Source organism: Pseudomonas sp. NPDC089758 (assembly GCF_044748705.1).
Classification (GTDB): domain Bacteria; phylum Pseudomonadota; class Gammaproteobacteria; order Pseudomonadales; family Pseudomonadaceae; genus Aquipseudomonas; species Aquipseudomonas putida_X.
Genome location: NZ_JBIVGN010000007.1, coordinates 196,231 through 213,138, shown reverse-complemented (window position 1 = coordinate 213,138; position 16,908 = coordinate 196,231). Strand labels below are relative to the sequence as shown.

General features: G+C 62.9%; 15 protein-coding genes. 8 read left to right on the top strand and 7 right to left on the bottom strand.

What is annotated here, in order from left to right:
- Window positions 1–131: 131 nt before the first annotated feature.
- From ACIPZH_RS12750 to ACIPZH_RS12720, 7 genes are all read left to right on the top strand, one after another.
- The gene (locus ACIPZH_RS12750; protein ID WP_400627861.1) at window positions 132–1,247 is read left to right on the top strand and encodes a branched-chain amino acid ABC transporter substrate-binding protein; all 1,116 of its coding nucleotides are present in this window, start codon (window positions 132–134) and stop codon (window positions 1,245–1,247) included.
- A gap of 186 nt (window positions 1,248–1,433) precedes the next feature.
- Complete coding sequence (gene livH, locus ACIPZH_RS12745; RefSeq protein WP_400636350.1) at window positions 1,434–2,357, top strand: high-affinity branched-chain amino acid ABC transporter permease LivH; 924 nt, start codon at window positions 1,434–1,436, stop codon at window positions 2,355–2,357.
- Complete coding sequence (locus tag ACIPZH_RS12740) at window positions 2,354–3,610, top strand: high-affinity branched-chain amino acid ABC transporter permease LivM (protein WP_267821479.1); 1,257 nt, start codon at window positions 2,354–2,356, stop codon at window positions 3,608–3,610. Before livH ends, ACIPZH_RS12740 begins: the two co-directional genes overlap by 4 nt.
- Window positions 3,607–4,374, top strand: a complete 768-nt coding sequence (livG, locus tag ACIPZH_RS12735) for a high-affinity branched-chain amino acid ABC transporter ATP-binding protein LivG (protein ID WP_241804908.1) — start codon at window positions 3,607–3,609, stop codon at window positions 4,372–4,374. The genes ACIPZH_RS12740 and livG overlap by 4 nt, the downstream gene beginning before the upstream one ends.
- On the top strand, window positions 4,375–5,076 hold the full coding sequence (locus ACIPZH_RS12730; RefSeq protein ID WP_012313071.1) for an ABC transporter ATP-binding protein: 702 nt from the start codon (window positions 4,375–4,377) through the stop codon (window positions 5,074–5,076).
- Window positions 5,077–5,407: 331 nt separating this feature from the next.
- Window positions 5,408–6,082 (top strand): COG3650 family protein, encoded by a 675-nt coding sequence (locus tag ACIPZH_RS12725; RefSeq protein WP_400636349.1) that lies wholly within the window; start codon window positions 5,408–5,410, stop codon window positions 6,080–6,082.
- Window positions 6,083–6,185: 103 nt separating this feature from the next.
- Window positions 6,186–7,793, top strand: coding sequence for an NAD(P)/FAD-dependent oxidoreductase (locus tag ACIPZH_RS12720; RefSeq protein WP_400636348.1), 1,608 nt, complete (start codon window positions 6,186–6,188; stop codon window positions 7,791–7,793).
- Window positions 7,794–7,912: 119 nt separating this feature from the next.
- On the opposite strand, the gene ACIPZH_RS12715 is transcribed toward ACIPZH_RS12720, so the two are convergent.
- From ACIPZH_RS12715 to dinG, 6 genes are all read right to left on the bottom strand, one after another.
- The gene (locus ACIPZH_RS12715; protein WP_241804905.1) at window positions 7,913–8,377 is read right to left on the bottom strand and encodes a glycine zipper 2TM domain-containing protein; all 465 of its coding nucleotides are present in this window, start codon (window positions 8,375–8,377) and stop codon (window positions 7,913–7,915) included.
- A gap of 197 nt (window positions 8,378–8,574) precedes the next feature.
- Entirely contained in the window at window positions 8,575–9,222 is a 648-nt protein-coding gene (gene pdxH, locus ACIPZH_RS12710; RefSeq protein ID WP_400636347.1) for a pyridoxamine 5'-phosphate oxidase, read from the bottom strand.
- A gap of 19 nt (window positions 9,223–9,241) precedes the next feature.
- Window positions 9,242–10,225, bottom strand: coding sequence for an OmpA family protein (locus tag ACIPZH_RS12705; protein ID WP_241804903.1), 984 nt, complete (start codon window positions 10,223–10,225; stop codon window positions 9,242–9,244).
- Window positions 10,226–10,324: 99 nt separating this feature from the next.
- Entirely contained in the window at window positions 10,325–11,470 is a 1,146-nt protein-coding gene (locus ACIPZH_RS12700; protein WP_241804902.1) for a serine hydrolase domain-containing protein, read from the bottom strand.
- 106 nt (window positions 11,471–11,576) lie between these two features.
- Window positions 11,577–13,844, bottom strand: coding sequence for a beta-galactosidase (locus tag ACIPZH_RS12695; RefSeq protein WP_400636346.1), 2,268 nt, complete (start codon window positions 13,842–13,844; stop codon window positions 11,577–11,579).
- Between the two features lie 81 nt (window positions 13,845–13,925).
- A complete protein-coding gene (gene dinG / locus ACIPZH_RS12690) occupies window positions 13,926–16,070 on the bottom strand; it encodes an ATP-dependent DNA helicase DinG (protein WP_400636345.1) in 2,145 nt (714 codons plus the stop codon).
- 98 nt (window positions 16,071–16,168) lie between these two features.
- Between dinG and ACIPZH_RS12685 the strand changes: the two genes are divergently transcribed.
- Entirely contained in the window at window positions 16,169–16,633 is a 465-nt protein-coding gene (locus ACIPZH_RS12685; protein ID WP_241804899.1) for a CopD family protein, read from the top strand.
- Here ACIPZH_RS12685 and ACIPZH_RS12680 read toward each other — a convergent pair.
- On the bottom strand, window positions 16,622–16,894 hold the full coding sequence (locus tag ACIPZH_RS12680; RefSeq protein ID WP_400627844.1) for a DUF1145 domain-containing protein: 273 nt from the start codon (window positions 16,892–16,894) through the stop codon (window positions 16,622–16,624). The genes ACIPZH_RS12685 and ACIPZH_RS12680 overlap by 12 nt on opposite strands.
- Window positions 16,895–16,908: the final 14 nt, after the last annotated feature.

Genomic DNA, 16,908 nt, shown 5'->3' with positions numbered 1-16,908 from the left:
CGGTACAGTTCCGGGACATGTTCCGGGGGAAGGTGGGCATGCAGTATGGCGTGGCCATACCGCGAGTCCCGCCCGGTCTGTAGCCCTGGCCGCCAGGACTATAAGAATTACAACAGAATGAGTGGAGCACTATGATCAAGATTTCCAAGCTGTTCGCCGCAATGGTACTGGCCGGGGTAGCCAGCCATTCGTTTGCCGCCGATACCATCAAGATCGGCATCGCCGGTCCCAAGACGGGTCCTGTGACCCAATACGGCGACATGCAGTTCATCGGCGCGAAACAGGCCATCAAGGACATCAACGCCAAAGGTGGCGTGGATGGCAAAATGCTTGAAGCCAAGGAATACGACGACGCTTGCGACCCTAAACAGGCCGTGGCCGTCGCCAACAAAGTGGTCAACGACGGCGTCAAGTTCGTCATCGGCCACCTGTGCTCCAGCTCCACCCAGCCAGCGTCCGACATCTACGAAGACGAAGGCGTGATCATGATCACCCCGGCCGCCACCTCGCCGGAAATCACCGCCCGTGGCTACAAGCTGATCTTCCGCACCATCGGCCTGGACAGCGCCCAGGGCCCAGCCGCCGGCAACTACATCGCCGATTACGTCAAGCCGAAGGTCGTTGCAGTGCTGCACGACAAGCAGCAATACGGCGAAGGCATCGCCACTGCGGTCAAACAAACCCTGGAAAAGAAAGGCACCAAGGTTGCCGTGTTCGAAGGCCTGAACGCTGGTGACAAGGACTTCTCCTCGATCATCCAGAAGCTTAAGCAGAACAACGTCGACTTCGTCTACTACGGCGGCTACCACCCAGAGCTGGGCCTGATCCTGCGTCAGGCGAAGGAAAAAGGCCTGGACGCCAAGTTCATGGGCCCAGAGGGCGTGGGTAACGACTCGATCTCGCAGATCGCCCAGAACGCCTCCGAAGGCCTGCTGGTCACCCTGCCGAAGTCGTTTGACGCCGACCCTGAGAACAAGGCCATCGTCGACGCCATCAAGGCTGACGGCAAGGACCCGAGCGGTCCGTTCGTGTTCCCGGCCTACTCCGCCGTGGAGCTGATCGCCAAAGGCATCGAGGCCGCCAAGTCCGAAGACACCGACAAGGTGGCAGACGCCATCCACGCCGGCTCCTTCAAGACCCCGACCGGCACGCTGTCGTTCGACGAAAAAGGCGACCTGAAAGACTTCAAGTTCGTGGTTTACGAATGGCACTTCGGCAAGCCGAAGACCGAAGTCTCCCCTCAATAACTGCGTGACTAAATAGCTGACCGTAAAAGCCCACTGTGCGAGCAGTGGGCTTTGTTTTACGAGGTTCATGGACCTGACTCCCGCGATCCGGGGGTCGGTTCACCTGAAAATCTTAAAACCGTCACTCGCGGTTTCCTGGCCTACCCCTGCCAGCGAAATGCAAATCAGGTTTTTAGGAGCGCTGTAATGCCTGAGATCTACCATTTCTTCCAACAACTGGTTAATGGATTGACCATCGGCAGCACCTATGCCTTGATCGCCATCGGTTACACGATGGTGTACGGCATCATTGGCATGATCAACTTCGCCCATGGCGAGGTATACATGATCGGGTCCTACGTGGCCTTCATCGCCCTCGCAGGGCTGGCCATGATGGGTATCCATTCGCTACCGTTCCTGATGACCGTTGCCTTCGTCGCGACGATCTTCGTCACCAGCGCCTATGGCTACAGCATCGAACGGGTTGCCTACCGCCCCCTGCGCAACAGCAACCGTCTGATCCCGCTGATTTCCGCCATCGGCATGTCGATATTCCTGCAGAACACTGTGCTGCTTTCGCAGGATTCCAAGGACAAATCCATCCCCAACCTGATCCCCGGGAGCTTCTCCTTCGGGCCGGGCGGTGCTGAAGAAGTCCTGATCAGCTACATGCAGATCCTGGTATTCGTGGTCACCCTGGTCGCCATGACCCTGCTGACCCTGTTCATCTCCCGCTCTCGCCTGGGACGCGCCTGCCGCGCCTGCGCCGAGGACATCAAGATGGCCAACCTGCTGGGCATCAACACCAACAACATCATCGCCCTGACCTTCGTCATCGGTGCCGCGCTGGCGGCGGTGGCGGCTGTGCTGCTGAGCATGCAGTACGGCGTGATCAACCCCAACGCCGGTTTTCTGGTGGGCCTGAAGGCCTTCACCGCGGCGGTACTGGGCGGCATCGGCAGCATTCCGGGCGCGATGCTCGGTGGCCTGGTGCTGGGCGTGGCCGAAGCCTTTGGCGCCGACATCTTTGGCGACCAGTACAAGGACGTGGTGGCATTCGGCTTGTTGGTTCTTGTCCTGCTGTTCCGGCCGACCGGCATCCTCGGCCGCCCGGAGGTTGAAAAAGTATGAACAGAAATCTCAAACAGGCGTTCTTCAGCGCCTTGCTGGTGTGGGCCGTGGCCTTCCCGGTGCTGGGCCTGAAACTGAGCATCGATGGCATCAGCCTGGTGGTGCACACCCAGGGCTCGTTCACCATCGGCATCATCGCCGCCTGCTCGGTGCTGATGTTCCTGCGTGTGCTGTTCGACAGGCAGTGGAGCTCGGTGATGGGCCGCCGCTCGGATCGCAAGCTGATCTCGCCGGCGGTAAGCAATTTCCTGACGTTGCCCAAGACGCAGCGCTGGATCATCATCGGCCTGATCGTGGTAGCGCTGGTGTGGCCGTTCTTCGGCTCGCGCGGAGCCGTCGACATCGCCACGCTGATCCTGATCTACGTGTTGCTGGGCCTGGGCCTGAACATCGTGGTCGGCCTGGCGGGCCTGCTGGACCTGGGTTACGTCGGTTTCTACGCTGTCGGCGCCTACAGCTACGCGATGCTGTCGCACTATCTGGGCTGGAGCTTCTGGGTATGCCTGCCGATCGCTGGCCTGATGGCCGCCACCTTCGGCTTCCTGCTCGGCTTCCCGGTGCTGCGCCTGCGCGGTGACTACCTGGCGATCGTGACCCTGGGCTTTGGCGAGATCATCCGCCTGTTCCTGCGCAACCTGACCGACTGGACCGGCGGCCCCAACGGCATCAGCAACATCCCCAAACCGGAACTCTTCGGCCTGACCTTCGAACGCCGTGCCGCCGAGGGGATGCAGACCTTCCACGAGTACTTCGGGCTGCCGTACAACTCGATCAACAAGGTCATCTTCCTCTACCTGGTGGCACTGCTGCTGGCCCTGTTGGCGCTGTTCGTCATCAATCGCCTGCTGCGCATGCCGATCGGGCGAGCCTGGGAAGCATTGCGTGAAGACGAGATCGCCTGTCGTGCGTTAGGCCTGAACCCGACCGTGATCAAACTCTCGGCATTTACTCTGGGCGCCTGCTTCGCCGGTTTCGCCGGCAGCTTCTTCGCCGCCCGCCAAGGGTTGGTGACACCTGAGTCGTTCACGTTCATCGAGTCGGCGATCATCCTCGCCATCGTCGTGCTTGGCGGCATGGGCTCACAACTGGGCGTGATCCTCGCGGCCATCGTGATGATCCTGCTGCCTGAGCTGATGCGTGAGTTCAGCGAATACCGGATGCTGATGTTCGGTGCGCTGATGGTGTTGATGATGATCTGGCGTCCGCAAGGCTTGCTGCCTATGCAACGTCCACACATGGAGCTGCGTCGATGAGCCGCGAAATTCTGCAAGTCAGCGGCCTGAGCATGCGCTTCGGCGGCTTGTTGGCGGTCAACGGCGTGGGCCTGACCGTCAAGGAAAAACAGGTGGTGGCGCTGATCGGCCCGAACGGCGCCGGCAAGACCACGGTGTTCAACTGCCTGACGGGTTTCTACAAACCCAGCGGCGGCACCATTCTGCTCGATGGCCAGCCGATCCAGGGGCTGGCCGGCCACCAGATCGCCCGCAAGGGCGTGGTGCGGACCTTCCAGAACGTGCGCCTGTTCAAAGAGATGACCGCGCTGGAAAACCTGCTGATCGCCCAGCACCGCCACCTCAACACCAACTTCTTGGCCGGCCTGTTCAAAACCCCAAGCTTCCGCCGCAGCGAGAAAGAGGCTTTGGAGCGTGCGCAGTACTGGCTGGAGAAGGTCAACCTGACCGAGTTCGCCAACCGTACCGCCGGCACCCTCGCCTACGGCCAGCAACGCCGCCTGGAAATCGCCCGCTGCATGATGACCCAGCCACGGATCATCATGCTCGACGAGCCGGCAGCGGGCCTGAACCCCAAGGAAACCGAGGATCTCAAAGCGCTGATCGCTTATCTGCGAGAGTCGCACGATGTCACCGTGCTGCTGATCGAACACGACATGAAGCTGGTGATGAGCATTTCCGACCATATTGTCGTCATCAACCAGGGCACGCCCCTGGCAAACGGCACACCGGAGGAAATTCGCGACAACCCTGACGTGATCAAAGCTTACCTGGGGGAAGCGTAAATGCTGAAGTTCGAGAACGTCTCCACCTTCTACGGCAAGATCCAGGCTTTGCATAGCGTCAACGTCGAGATCAATCAGGGTGAAATCGTCACCTTGATCGGTGCCAACGGCGCGGGCAAGTCGACCCTGCTGATGACCCTGTGCGGCTCGCCCCAGGCGCACAGCGGCAGCATCAAGTACCTGGGTGAGGAGCTGGTCGGCCAGCCTTCCTCGCACATCATGCGCAAGAGCATCGCCGTGGTCCCGGAAGGGCGCCGGGTGTTCGCCCGCCTGACCGTCGAGGAAAACCTCGCCATGGGTGGCTTCTTCACCGACAAGGGCGACTATCAGGAGCAACTGGACAAAGTCCTGCAACTGTTCCCGAGGTTGAAAGAGCGTTATGTGCAGCGCGGCGGCACCATGTCCGGCGGCGAGCAGCAGATGCTGGCCATCGGCCGGGCGCTGATGAGCAAGCCCAAGCTGCTGCTGCTCGACGAGCCCTCGCTGGGCCTGGCGCCGATCATCATCCAGCAGATCTTCGACATCATCGAACAGTTGCGCCGCGATGGCGTGACGGTGTTTCTGGTGGAACAGAACGCCAACCAGGCGTTGAAAGTCGCTGATCGGGCCTATGTGCTGGAGAATGGCCGGGTTGTCATGCAGGGCACGGGAGAGGCGCTGCTGACCGACCCGAAAGTGCGTGACGCCTACCTCGGCGGTTGACGCTGTCAGTTAGCGTTTCAGGGCTGCTACGCAGCCCATCGCCGGCAAGCCGGCTCCCATCGACCGCGCAGTGCTTCAGGCCTGCGCGCTGCCAGTTCAAGCCGGTTCCCATAGTTACAGCGCAACGCTCGAAAAATGCGCGGTCCCAGTGGGAGCCGGCTTGCCGGCGATGGGCCGCACGCGGCCCCAAATCGCTCACCTGAATGGCATCAGGGCCTCAACCCATTTTCTGCCTGATGCAGATGCACCGCCCGTACCCACCTCTTGTGATCGGCGCCTGGCATGCGTACCGTGGCCTGCACTTCATGCAAGCATCCCGGAGCCCCGCCCCATGCGCCTCACCCCTTCCCTTGTACTCACCGCCCTGCTGCCACTGTTCGCCGGCTGCCAGATGCTGGCCGCGCCACCAAGCGACCCGAACATCGGTACTACACGCATGCAGGGCGAGTTGAGCGCCGGTGGCGGCCAGTTGCTGTTCAAGCCCTGCAACGAAGCCCGCCGGTTCGTGATCAAGGATGTCGCCGGCACCGGCATTTTGCAGGAAGCCGCGAACCTGGCAGACGACGCCGGTGACAAACTGTTCGCCGATGTGCGCGGGCGCCTCACCGGCAGCAAGCAGGCCGACAACGACGGTCAACTCGAGGTGCGCACCCTGTACCGCCTGGATCCGTCCACCCGCGCCTGCGAAGACCCCAACTTCAAGCAACTGACCCTGCGCGCCAGCGGCCATGAGCCCGAGTGGGACGTCAAGGCCAGTGGCAAAGGCATGGTGATCAACCGCATTGGCAAGGAACCATTGCCGCTGCCCTTCCTGGAAGAGGAAGTGCCCGGCGGCGGCCTGACCCTGACCAGCGAAGCCAACGGCCAGCATGTGGAACTGTGGGCTGCCCCGCAGCGTTGCGTCGATACTGCCACCGGTGCCGTGCACCACCTGCGTGCCGAGCTGCGCATCGATGGCCAGACCCTGCAGGGCTGCGGCTACTACGGCGGTGCACGCAACAACTGATCGCCGGGCACTTTTATCCTGCCAGTCAGGGCGGCGAACAGCTTATACTTGGCGGTTTGTGTAAAGCCGCCGGCCGCCCATGGCCGGGATACTGGACCCTGCCATGCTACGAATCACCGAACTGAAGCTGCCCCTGGACCATCCCGACGAAGCGCTGCGCGAAGCCATTGTTCAGCGCTTGGGCATCCGTGATGAGCAACTGCTCAGCTTCAACCTGTTCAAGCGCAGCTACGATGCGCGCAAGAAGAACAGCGAACTGCTGTTCATCTACACCATCGACCTTGAAACCAGCAACGAAGCGGAGCTGCTGGGCAAGTTCGCTGACGACCGCAACATCACCGTCGCACCGGATGTCACCTACAAGTTCGTTGGCCACGCACCGGCCGACCTGCAGGAGCGCCCGATCGTGGTCGGCTTCGGCCCGTGCGGCATCTTCGCCGGTCTGCTGCTGGCCCAGATGGGCTTCAAGCCGATCATCCTCGAGCGTGGCAAGGAAGTGCGCCAGCGCACCAAGGACACCTGGGGCCTGTGGCGCAAGAGCGTGCTCAACCCCGAGTCCAACGTACAATTCGGCGAAGGCGGTGCCGGGACCTTCTCCGACGGCAAGCTGTACAGCCAGATCAAGGACCCGCTTCACCATGGCCGCAAGGTACTGGAGGAGTTCGTCAAAGCCGGTGCCCCGGACGAGATCCTCTACATCAACAAGCCGCATATCGGCACTTTCCGCCTGACCGGCATGGTCGAGCAGATGCGCCAGGACATCATCGCCCTGGGCGGCGAAGTGCGCTTCCAGGAGAAAGTCACCGACCTTGTGCTCGACGATGGCCAACTGAGCGGCGTGGTGCTGGAGAGCGGCGAGCAGTTGCAGTCGCGCCATGTGGTGCTTGCCCTGGGCCACAGCGCCCGCGATACCTTCCGCATGCTTCACGGCAAAGGCGTGTTCATGGAGGCCAAGCCGTTCTCGGTGGGCTTCCGTATCGAGCACCCGCAAACGCTGATCGACAAGGCGCGCCTTGGCAAATATGCCGGCCACCCGAAATTGGGTGCCGCTGACTACAAGCTGGTGTACCACGCCAAGAACGGCCGCTCTGTGTACAGCTTCTGCATGTGCCCGGGCGGCACCGTGGTCGCAGCCACCAGCGAACCAGGCCGCGTCGTTACCAATGGCATGAGCCAGTATTCGCGTAACGAGCGCAACGCCAACTCCGGCATCGTGGTAGGTATCGACCCTGAGCGCGATTACCCGGGCGGCCCGCTGGCCGGTATCGAACTGCAGGAGCGCCTGGAAGCGCATGCCTACGTGATGGGCGGCAGCAACTATCAGGCACCGGCCCAGCTGGTCGGCGACTTCGTGGCAGGCAAACCCTCCACCGCGCTGGGTAGCGTCGAGCCGTCCTACAAGCCGGGCGTGACCTTGGGTGACCTGGCGCCAAGTTTGCCGGCTTTCGCCATCGAGGCAATCCGCGAGGCGCTGCCAGCCTTCGATCGACAGATCAAAGGCTACAACCTGCATGACGCTGTGCTCACCGGGATCGAGACACGTACCTCCTCGCCGCTGCGCATCACCCGCGGCACGGATTACCAGAGCCTGAACGTGAGGGGGCTGTTCCCTGCAGGTGAGGGTGCCGGGTATGCCGGGGGCATCCTCTCGGCGGGCGTGGATGGCATTCGCATTGCCGAGGCCGTGGCGCGGGACATCCTCGGGCTGTAAGCCGCCAGCGCCTACCCCAGCCTGAAGCCTGGAGCCGGATTGCCAGCGACAGGGCCAGGACAGGCACATAAAAAACCCCGAACGGGCCTGGCCAGTTCGGGGTTTTGTTTTTGCCGCAATCAGTGCGTAACGCGGCTGGTACCGTCGACTGTCATGATGCGCACACGCTCACCGACGCGGAAGATTTCGTTCTCCTGCACGGCCTGCACGTAGGCGCGCATGCTGCCATCGTCCTCACGCACGGTGATTTCGACACCTTGGGTGCGGGTGATGCCTTCTTCGGCAGCGGAACCCGCCAGGCCACCCGCCACGGCGCCGATTACCGCAGCAACGATACTGCCACGGCCACCACCGATGGCACTGCCGGCAACACCACCGACGATTGCGCCTGCACCGCCGCCGATAGGGGTTTTGGTGCCTTCGATCTTGACCGGACGCAGGGACTCGATGGTCCCCATGCGCACGGTCTGCACGCGACGGGCCTCATCACGGGAGTAGCTGTCGCCGGTCAGGCTGGAAGCACAGCCGCCCAACAGCAACGACAGGGTGGTGAACGTCGCCACCAGCAAAGCGGATTTACGCATGGGTAAAGTCTCCATAAGTCAGGTGTCCATTAGACGCTGCACTTCGACGGCTGTCACGATAGCAAAGCCATAAAAAATATTTCCGTTCAGCTACGGTACAGCCTCCGAGCCGGGCCTGGACATCTAGACAGAAGATAGTCAGGGTTTACTGCATTGAAGTGCTAACGGCATGCAGGGGCTGCGCGAGCCCCCGCACCCTACGGCGCCAGGCGCTCGCGCAGCCACTGGCCATCGACCCACCGATAGTTCAGTCGATCATGCAGCCGGCTCGCCCGTCCCTGCCAGAACTCGATGCGCTCCGGCAGCAGGCGGTAGCCTCCCCAATGCTCGGGGCAGTGTGGCTGGGTGTTGCAGAACCGGGCTTCAGTGGCCTTCACCAGCCCTTCTAGCGCCTCGCGGCTGGCGATCACCCGGCTTTGTGGTGAAGCCCATGCGCCAAGGCGGCTACCCAGCGGACGGACCTGGTAGTAGTCATCCGACTCTTGGGGCGTAACCTTTTCCACACGCCCTTCGATGCGCACCTGACGCTCCAGCGCCGGCCAGAAAAAGGTCATGGCAGCGTAGGGGTTGGCCAGCAGTTGCTGGCCCTTGGCGCTGTCGTAGTTGGTAAAGAAGGTGAAGCCGCGGTCATCGAGCCCCTTGAGCAGCAATACACGGCAATGGGGACGGCCATCACCGTCGACCGTGGCGAGCGTCATGGCATTGGCCTCCACCGGTGGCTGCTCGGTCTTCACCGCATCGGCGAACCACTGGTGGAACAAAGCGAACGGCTCGCCCGGCGCCTGGGCTTCAGCCAGGCCATCACGGGTGTAGTCGCGGCGCATATCGGCCAGGGATTGGGTCATGGCTGCGTTTCCTTGACGATCAGTTGGTCTTCGCAGGGCTATTGGCGGCTACTTTTTTCTCGGCGGTAGCTTTCTTGGCCGCGGGCTTGGCCGGCGCGGCTTTCTTTTTAGCGGCGGTTTTGGTCGATGCCTTGGCTTTGGCTACAGGCTTCTTCGCAGCAGGTTTGGCCGCTGCCTTGGCGGCTGGCTTGGTCTCGGCTGGCTTGGTGGCAGGTGCCTTGGTGTCCTGGACAGCTACCATCGTGCTCGGTGCCGGCGCTGGCCGCTGATACTTGGCCATCAAGGCAAGCATGGTGTTCTGCGGGGTCAGCATCATCTCCACGCGGCGGTTCAGGGCACGGCCTTCAACGCTGTCGTTCGCTGCCCGCGGCATTTCCGAACCCATGCCCTTGAGGGACAGGCGGTCACGGTTCAAACCGCTCAAGCGGAAAATCGCCGACACCGAAGCGGCGCGCTCCAGGCTGAGCTTCTGGTTGGTAGCCGCAGCACCGCTGGTGTCGGCGTGGCCAAGCACCAGCACGGCAGTCTTGGGATCGCCCTCGACAGCCTTGGCCACACGGGTAATCGGGCCCAGGCTCATGGGCAGCAGCATGTTCGGACGATCCGGGTTGTAGGAGCTGTCAGCCGGGAGGGTCACCACCAGCACATTCTCGCGGCGCTCCAACTCCAGCTTGCTGTCCTTGATCGCTTCACGCAGCTTTGGCTCGTACTGATCGAGCCAGGCCTGAGTGGCCTTTTCGTCGATTTTTGGCACAACCGGGCCCTTGGCCTGCTTGTCGTCACCGCCAAATGGCCACCACCAGCGGCTGGCGCTCTCGGACTTGGCATCGGCCTTGGCGACTTTTTCGGTAACGGCCTGCTTCACTTCCTGCTCGGCGACCTCGTCCGAACCGAATGGCCACCAGTTGCTGAGGCCGCCCTTGGAGGCATCCTGGGAATGGCTGGCGCAGCCGGTCATGGCGGTCAGGCACAGGGCGAGAGCTAAGGTTTTATGTGAAGACATCAGCGATACACCATGAAATAGAAAGAAATTTTGCCCACACACTCGAGGCGCTGGCATTGAGGATAGTCAAAGGGATTGCGCAATACCCGCGTTACCCGATCAAAGGCAAGTGCCAAGGACACGCACCAGTTGCTGAGCCCTGGGATCCATGAGCACGTAAGGGCCGAGGGTATTGACCACGAAACCGAAAGCAACGTCGTGCTCGGGGTCGGCAAAACCCACCGAACCCCCTGCGCCGGGATGGCCAAAGGCCCGCGCCCCTAGGCCGAAAGTGGCGTTGGCCACGGTGGGCTGGTCCAGCATGCAGCCAAGGCCGAAACGGGTCTTGGTCAGCAGGGTGCGATCCTCGCCGATGCTATGTTCACGCGTCAGTTCATCGAGCAGCTCGGACTCAAGCAGGCTGCCGTCGAGCAGGCCGGCGTAGAACCCCGCCAGGCTACGGGCATTGCCGTGGCCGTTGGCCGCCGGTTGCTGCATGCGGCGCCACTCAGGCTTGTTGGTACTGGTGAGGATGGCCGGCGGGTTGGTGAACGCACGGGTAGACAACGCCTCGGGCTCACGCATGGTCACCTGCAGCAGGCGCTGGGCGGCGGCATCGCCGGCGTTGCCCTTGCCGCGCGCAATATGCGCCACACGATGGAATTCATCGTCCGCCAGGCCTACGTGGAAGTCGAGCCCCAGCGGCCGTGCGGTCCGCGCCACGATCGACTCCCCTGGGCCACGGCCATCGGCGCGGCGGATCAACTCGCCGATCAGCCAGCCGTAGGTGATGGCGGCATAGCCATGCGCGGTACCCGGCGCCCACCAAGGCGTCTCGGCGGCCAGTGCATCGACCATGGTTTGCCAGTCATACAGGGCCTCTGCTGGCAGCAGCTCGCGGATAGCGGGCAAACCCGCCCTGTGGCTGAGCAGTTGGCGCAGGGTGACGCTCTCCTTGCCCGCCTGGGCAAACGCTGGCCAATAGCGCGCCACCGGCGCATCCAGCGCCAGCTTGCCCTCACCGACCAGCTGCAGCGCCGTGACGGCAGTGAACGTCTTGGTGCAGGAGAACAGATTGGCGAGGGTATCGCTGTGCCAGGCCTGCTGGCCGTCTTTGTCGGCACTGCCCGCCCAAAGGTCGATTACCGTCTCGCCACCGACTTGAATGCACAGCGCGGCGCCGCGCTCCTGAGGATCATCGAACAATGCCGCGAACGCTTCGCGCACTGCCTCGAACTTCAGCTCATAGTGACCCTGGATCTGCACCCGCTCGTTCTCCGTTCGACCTTGCCGAAAAAGGGGGCATTGTTTCAGTAGTTGGCGGTTTTGCCTACTGGGCAAGGCGGGTTGATCACGCAGAAAAGCGCCCTTTTCAGGGCGCCTCTTCGGTTGCCGTGCCCGAGGTAGAGCCCTCTTTGTGCAACAGGCTGCTCAACTGACCAACGGCCTGCCGGTTACTCTTGCGCACCGCCTCGACAAAAGCCGGATACGGCATATCGGTGATCGCCACCAACCCAAGGTGCCCGTTTTCGCCATCGAGCAAGCGCCCGCTGGCGGGCTGGTCGAGGTATTGGAACCAGTGGGCACCGACGATCATCGGCTGCGCCAATGCCGCCTTGAGGAAGTTGCCGTAGGCCGGCCCCCGCTCCTCCTCACGTGCCACTTCCACCGGCCCTGGCCAGAAAGGCCCACGGTCACGCGAACCGAACTGGAATTCGGACACCAGCACGGGCTTGTCCAGCTCCGCCAGGCGGGCGAAGTCGTAGCCGTCGTCGGGTTTGAGGGTATAGAAGTTGAAGCTCAGCACGTCGCAGAACTCGGCGCAGGCCTTGACCGCTTCGGGTGTGCTGACGGCAAAGCGCCCGCCCAGCAGAAGGTGGTTGGGCGCATGCCAGTTCAGCGAATCGGCGATGGTCTTGAAATAGGTTTCAGCGAACACCTGCTGAAAGTGCTGGTAATCGCGTTCGATCTCAGGGTGCTCGGGGTTGGGCAGCGGCGCCTCGAAGCCCGGGTCTTCCATCAACTCCCAGGCTTGCAGGTCGATGCCCCAGGCCTTGGACAGCCCCTGCTGGTTACGGTACTTGTCACGCAGCTGCTTGAGAAAAGCACGCTTGGCCGGCACATCGGTTGTCAGACGCAGGGTGCCATAGGCGAGGCCGTAACGGGCCTTCGGGTCGTTGCCAGGCGCAGCCCAGGCCAGCTCGTTGTCGGCGAAGTAACCGATCAGCCAGGGGTCATCCCGGTGGTCCCGTGCGGCGATGGCCACAGCACGCTCGGTGGCCATGGCGAAACGCGGATCGAACGGGTCGGGCATGCGCCCCCACCAGTCCATGCCTGTGCTGATGCTGGCATAGTCACCGACGATCGACAGCGGCAGTGTATAAGGCATGCGCTTGGCCTGGCCGAGCTCGGGGTCGCTCCAGTTGCCCAGGGTGTTGAAGCCCCAGGCCTGCAACCGGTCGAGCGTATGCGCCTGCCAACGAGCGCTATCCAGCGCAGGCGGCGGGCAGGACGCGGCAGGTTGCGATTCGCCCTCCGGCGGGCAAGGCTTGCCATGGGCGCGGTAAATGTTGGCCGCATAGAAGTCGAACCAACGCCCTTTCTTGAAGTTGCGCCCCTGCGACGAGGCATTGCCATCATCGTTGTTGCTCTCGCCATAAAAGGCGCCGAGTGCGTCACCTTCGCCCGGTAACGCCTCGAACATGCCTTCGCGCCCTGCGACATAGGTACGCCCGCCATCGGCAGCCACGGCATTGACGCCCAACGAGTAGAACGGATGACCATCGGGGGTTACCAGGTGCCAGCGGCCGTCACGCTTTTCGGTACGGAAGAAACCCTTGGCCTCGAACGCCGGCCCCGCCAGCAGGCCGCCGTAGATGTCCAGTTGTTGCTTGTGATGCTCGGCCAGCCAGGCCTTGAGCTGTTGCTGCTCGCGGCTGTCGGCAGCTTTCAGTTGGTCATCGTTGACCACCTTTTCGGGCCAGCGGCTGCGGGTGGACTGGCCGTAAGCGTCGATCAGCGCGTGGTAGGCGGCCTGGTAGGCAAGGTCATCGTCCTGGATACCGACCTTCTCGATCAGCAGGTTCTGCGCAACCTTGGGGCCGGGAATGCTCAAGCTGACGGAAACCACCTGCTTGAGATCGACCTCACCGGCGCTGCTGGTCAGCAGCAACCGTTGCCCCTCATGGTTCCAGGGCATCGGTGGGCCGGCGCGCATGCCCTGGCTAAGGGGGGAACTGGCCTTGAGCGGCACCATGACCGTCTGCGCAGGCCCTGCCGGCAGGTCGATACGGCTGGTCAGAGTACGCCCGTCGCTGCCCAGCACCGTGACATCCACGGTCAGCGCCCAATCCATGGCACTTTGCAGGCGCAAGGTCAGAAACTGCCCAGCCGACCAATCCCATGCGCCACTCTGTGGGCTCAGGCGCAGGGTAGGCCGTTCAACCGGGTTGAACACCACCCGCCGCAACACCTCGCCTTCTGCGGTCTGTTCTGCGTTGTACTGCGGCATCCCGGCCCCTTCGGTCACCACATTGACGACCGAGGCCGGGCGCACGAAGCTGAACAGCGTCTGCTGCCCGGCCAGTGCAGATGCGCTGAACAACAAGGTGAGAACAGCAGGCAAGGTGCGGCGGATCATAGGGCTCAGGCTCTCCTGTGAGGCCCTCATGGGCCCCCGACAGAGTGGTGGACAACGGGCCGGCACATCATGCTCCGGCCTTCAGGAAATCTCCCGCCGGAAGGGCGGTAGCGCATTGAGAATAGCCTTGCCGTAGCGTTGGGTAACCAGACGCCGGTCAAGCAAGGTAATCACGCCCCGGTCCTGTTCGGTACGTAGCAGGCGACCACAGGCCTGGATCAGCTTCAACGATGCATCGGGCACGGCAATTTCCATGAAGGGGTTGCCACCGCGGGCCTCGATCCACTCGGCCAGTGCCGCCTCGACCGGATCGTCAGGCACGGCGAAGGGGATCTTGGCGATCACTACATGCTCGCAATAGGCACCCGGCAGGTCGACGCCCTCGGCGAAGCTGGCCAGACCGAACAACACACTGTGCTGGCCATCATCGACCCGCGCCTTGTGCTTGTTCAGGGTCTCTTGCTTGGACAGGTTGCCCTGGATCAGCACCAGCTTGCGCCAGTCGCGGTCCAGGCCGTCGAACACTTCCTGCATCTGCTTGCGCGAGGAAAACAGCACCAGCGCACCGCGGGCATCTTCGACGATGTTCGGCAGCTCGCGGATGATCGCAGCGGTATGCGCCGCGGCATCACGCGGGTCGGCCTTGAGGTCGGGCACCCGCAGCAGGCCGGCATCGCCATGCACGAACGGGCTGGGCACCACGCAGGTCACCGCATCGCGCGGCAGGCCCGAGCGCATGCGGAAACGGTCGAACTTGCCCAGCGCGGTCAGCGTCGCCGAGGTGACCAGCGCGCCATGGGCAACGCTCCACAGGCTACGCCGCAGCATTTCGGCTGCCAGAATGGGGCTTGCGTTGACCTCGATGTCGAACAGCGCCCCGCTTTCGGCCAGGGTCAACCAGCGGGCCATGGGCGGGCTGTCCTCTGGGTCCTCGGCCGTGAAGGCGGTCCACAGCTCCCAGTTGGCCTGGGCGCGGGTGACCAGGCTGCCGAACAAGGGATACCACTCTTCAGCCTGGTGGCTGGCGATACCGATGTTGACCTCGCCGTCCATGCCTTCCTTGAGCAGGTCGGCCAGGCGGGTGAACAGATCGTTGAGGCGGGCGAAGCCCTTTTTCAGCTCGATGCCGACTTCGCGAATCTGCTCGGGCACCACGCCGCCTTCGAAGCGATAGCGCGGGCGCTCTCGCCCCTCCACGTCTTCGCTGGGGCGGAAGTCGGCGACTTGCTCGCACAAGGTGAACATGAACTGTTGCTGGGTGCGGATTTCCCGCGCCAGCTCCGGCACCTGCTCGATCAGCGTACCCAGATCACCCGGCAAAGGGTGCTGGGCCAGCAGCTTGGTCAGGTTCTTGGCGGTCTGCTCCAGCCAGTCGGCAGTGGAACGCAAACGCGAAAAGTGGGCGAAATGGCCGATGGCCTTGTCGGGCAGGTGGTGGCCTTCGTCGAACACATACATGGTGTCGCGCGGGTCAGGCAGCACCGCGCCGCCGCCCAGGGCCAGGTCGGCCAGGACCATGTCGTGGTTGGTGACGATCACGTCGACCTTACCCATGCCTTCGCGGGCCTTGTAGAACACGCACTGCTGGAAGTTCGGGCAGTGGCGGCCGGTACATTGGCTGTGGTCGGTGGTCAGGCGCGCCCAGTCCTGGTCTTCCAGGGCTTCGGGCCAGCTGTCACGGTCGCCGTCCCAACGATTGCCGGCGAGCTTCTCGATCATGCTGTTGAACAGCTTCTGGCTGCGCTCGTCGACCTCGATATGAAAGCCCTCTTCCTCGAACAGCTGTGCAGTAGCCGATTGCGCGTGGCCCTCCTGCAGCAGGATGTCGAGCTTGGACAGGCACAGGTAGCGGCCGCGGCCCTTGGCCAGGGCGAAGCTGAAGTTCAGACCGCTGCTGCGCATGAGGTCGGGCAGGTCCTTGAAGACGATCTGCTCCTGCAGGGCCACGGTCGCGGTGGCGATCACCAGGCGCTTGCCAGCAGCCTTGGCGGCCGGGATTGCGGCCAGGCTGTAGGCGACCGTCTTGCCGGTACCGGTGCCCGCCTCCACCGCGACCACGGCAGGCTCGCCCGCGCGGCGGCCTTCGTCGTCGCAGGCAATGTCGCCCAGGACCTTGGCCACTTCGGCGATCATCAGGCGCTGGCCATAACGCGGCTTGAGGCTCTTGGCTTCGAGAAAACGCGAGTAGGCGCCCTGGATGGTGGCTTTGAGTTCGTTGCTGATCATGGTCTGCAGGCGCCCGAAGGGCTGGATATATTTTCAGTGTTTCGCATGGGGCGGCTATCATACCCCGCTATTGCCCATTGTGCCGCATGGAGATCCGGATGCTTGCCTTTGCCCTCCCCTACACACTGCATGTCCTGGCCGCCCTTGTGTGGGTCGGCGGCATGTTCTTCGCCTGGCTGGTGCTGCGCCCTGCCACGGTTGCAGCCCTTGAGGGGCCTGCCCGGCTTCGGCTCTGGGTGGACGTTTTCCGACGTTTCTTCAGATGGGTCTGGCTGGCGATCGCCATTCTGGCGATAAGCGGTGTCGGCATGTTGCACCTGCGCTTCAACGGCTTCGAGACAGCCCCCAGGTATGTGCAGGTGATGATGGGGGGCGGGATCGCCATGTTCGCGCTGTTCATGCGGATCCAGGCGCTGTTGCTGCCTGAACTCAAGGCTGCGGTGCAAGCCGAAGACTGGGCCGCAGGCGCCGCGGCGCTAGGCCGGATCCGGCGCCTGGTGGGGGCCAACCTCCTGCTGGGGTTGGCGGTGGTGGCGGTAGCCAGTTCGCGGTTACCGGCGTAGCAGTTCTGCCGGCCGCGGTATGGACATCACATGGAAAATGCCCGTCAGCAGTATCTGCAAACGATCGAACCAGCGGTGGCTGCGCCCACGCAAGCTGCCGTTGAAGAACAGCACTTCCAGAAAGTGCAGGCCCAGCAAAGCAATGCCCGCAGCAGTGATCAACAGGTTGAACGGCAGCGGCTGCGGCAGCATCAGGTTGAACATCACCACGCCCCAGAAAGCGATGGTAAGGGTCTTACCCAGGCCCAGAATGAATTTCATCTGCTGCTCCCCTC

Coding starts and splice junctions, on each gene's coding strand:
- ACIPZH_RS12715 (WP_241804905.1), bottom strand. CDS start 8,377: ATGCGTAAATCCGCTTTGCTGGTGGCGACGTTCACCACCCTGTCGTTG.
- ACIPZH_RS12730 (WP_012313071.1), top strand. CDS start 4,375: ATGCTGAAGTTCGAGAACGTCTCCACCTTCTACGGCAAGATCCAGGCT.
- ACIPZH_RS12720 (WP_400636348.1), top strand. CDS start 6,186: ATGCTACGAATCACCGAACTGAAGCTGCCCCTGGACCATCCCGACGAA.
- ACIPZH_RS12685 (WP_241804899.1), top strand. CDS start 16,169: ATGCTTGCCTTTGCCCTCCCCTACACACTGCATGTCCTGGCCGCCCTT.
- dinG (WP_400636345.1), bottom strand. CDS start 16,070: ATGATCAGCAACGAACTCAAAGCCACCATCCAGGGCGCCTACTCGCGT.
- ACIPZH_RS12695 (WP_400636346.1), bottom strand. CDS start 13,844: ATGATCCGCCGCACCTTGCCTGCTGTTCTCACCTTGTTGTTCAGCGCA.
- livH (WP_400636350.1), top strand. CDS start 1,434: ATGCCTGAGATCTACCATTTCTTCCAACAACTGGTTAATGGATTGACC.
- ACIPZH_RS12705 (WP_241804903.1), bottom strand. CDS start 10,225: ATGTCTTCACATAAAACCTTAGCTCTCGCCCTGTGCCTGACCGCCATG.
- ACIPZH_RS12740 (WP_267821479.1), top strand. CDS start 2,354: ATGAACAGAAATCTCAAACAGGCGTTCTTCAGCGCCTTGCTGGTGTGG.
- pdxH (WP_400636347.1), bottom strand. CDS start 9,222: ATGACCCAATCCCTGGCCGATATGCGCCGCGACTACACCCGTGATGGC.
- livG (WP_241804908.1), top strand. CDS start 3,607: ATGAGCCGCGAAATTCTGCAAGTCAGCGGCCTGAGCATGCGCTTCGGC.
- ACIPZH_RS12680 (WP_400627844.1), bottom strand. CDS start 16,894: ATGAAATTCATTCTGGGCCTGGGTAAGACCCTTACCATCGCTTTCTGG.
- ACIPZH_RS12725 (WP_400636349.1), top strand. CDS start 5,408: ATGCGCCTCACCCCTTCCCTTGTACTCACCGCCCTGCTGCCACTGTTC.
- ACIPZH_RS12750 (WP_400627861.1), top strand. CDS start 132: ATGATCAAGATTTCCAAGCTGTTCGCCGCAATGGTACTGGCCGGGGTA.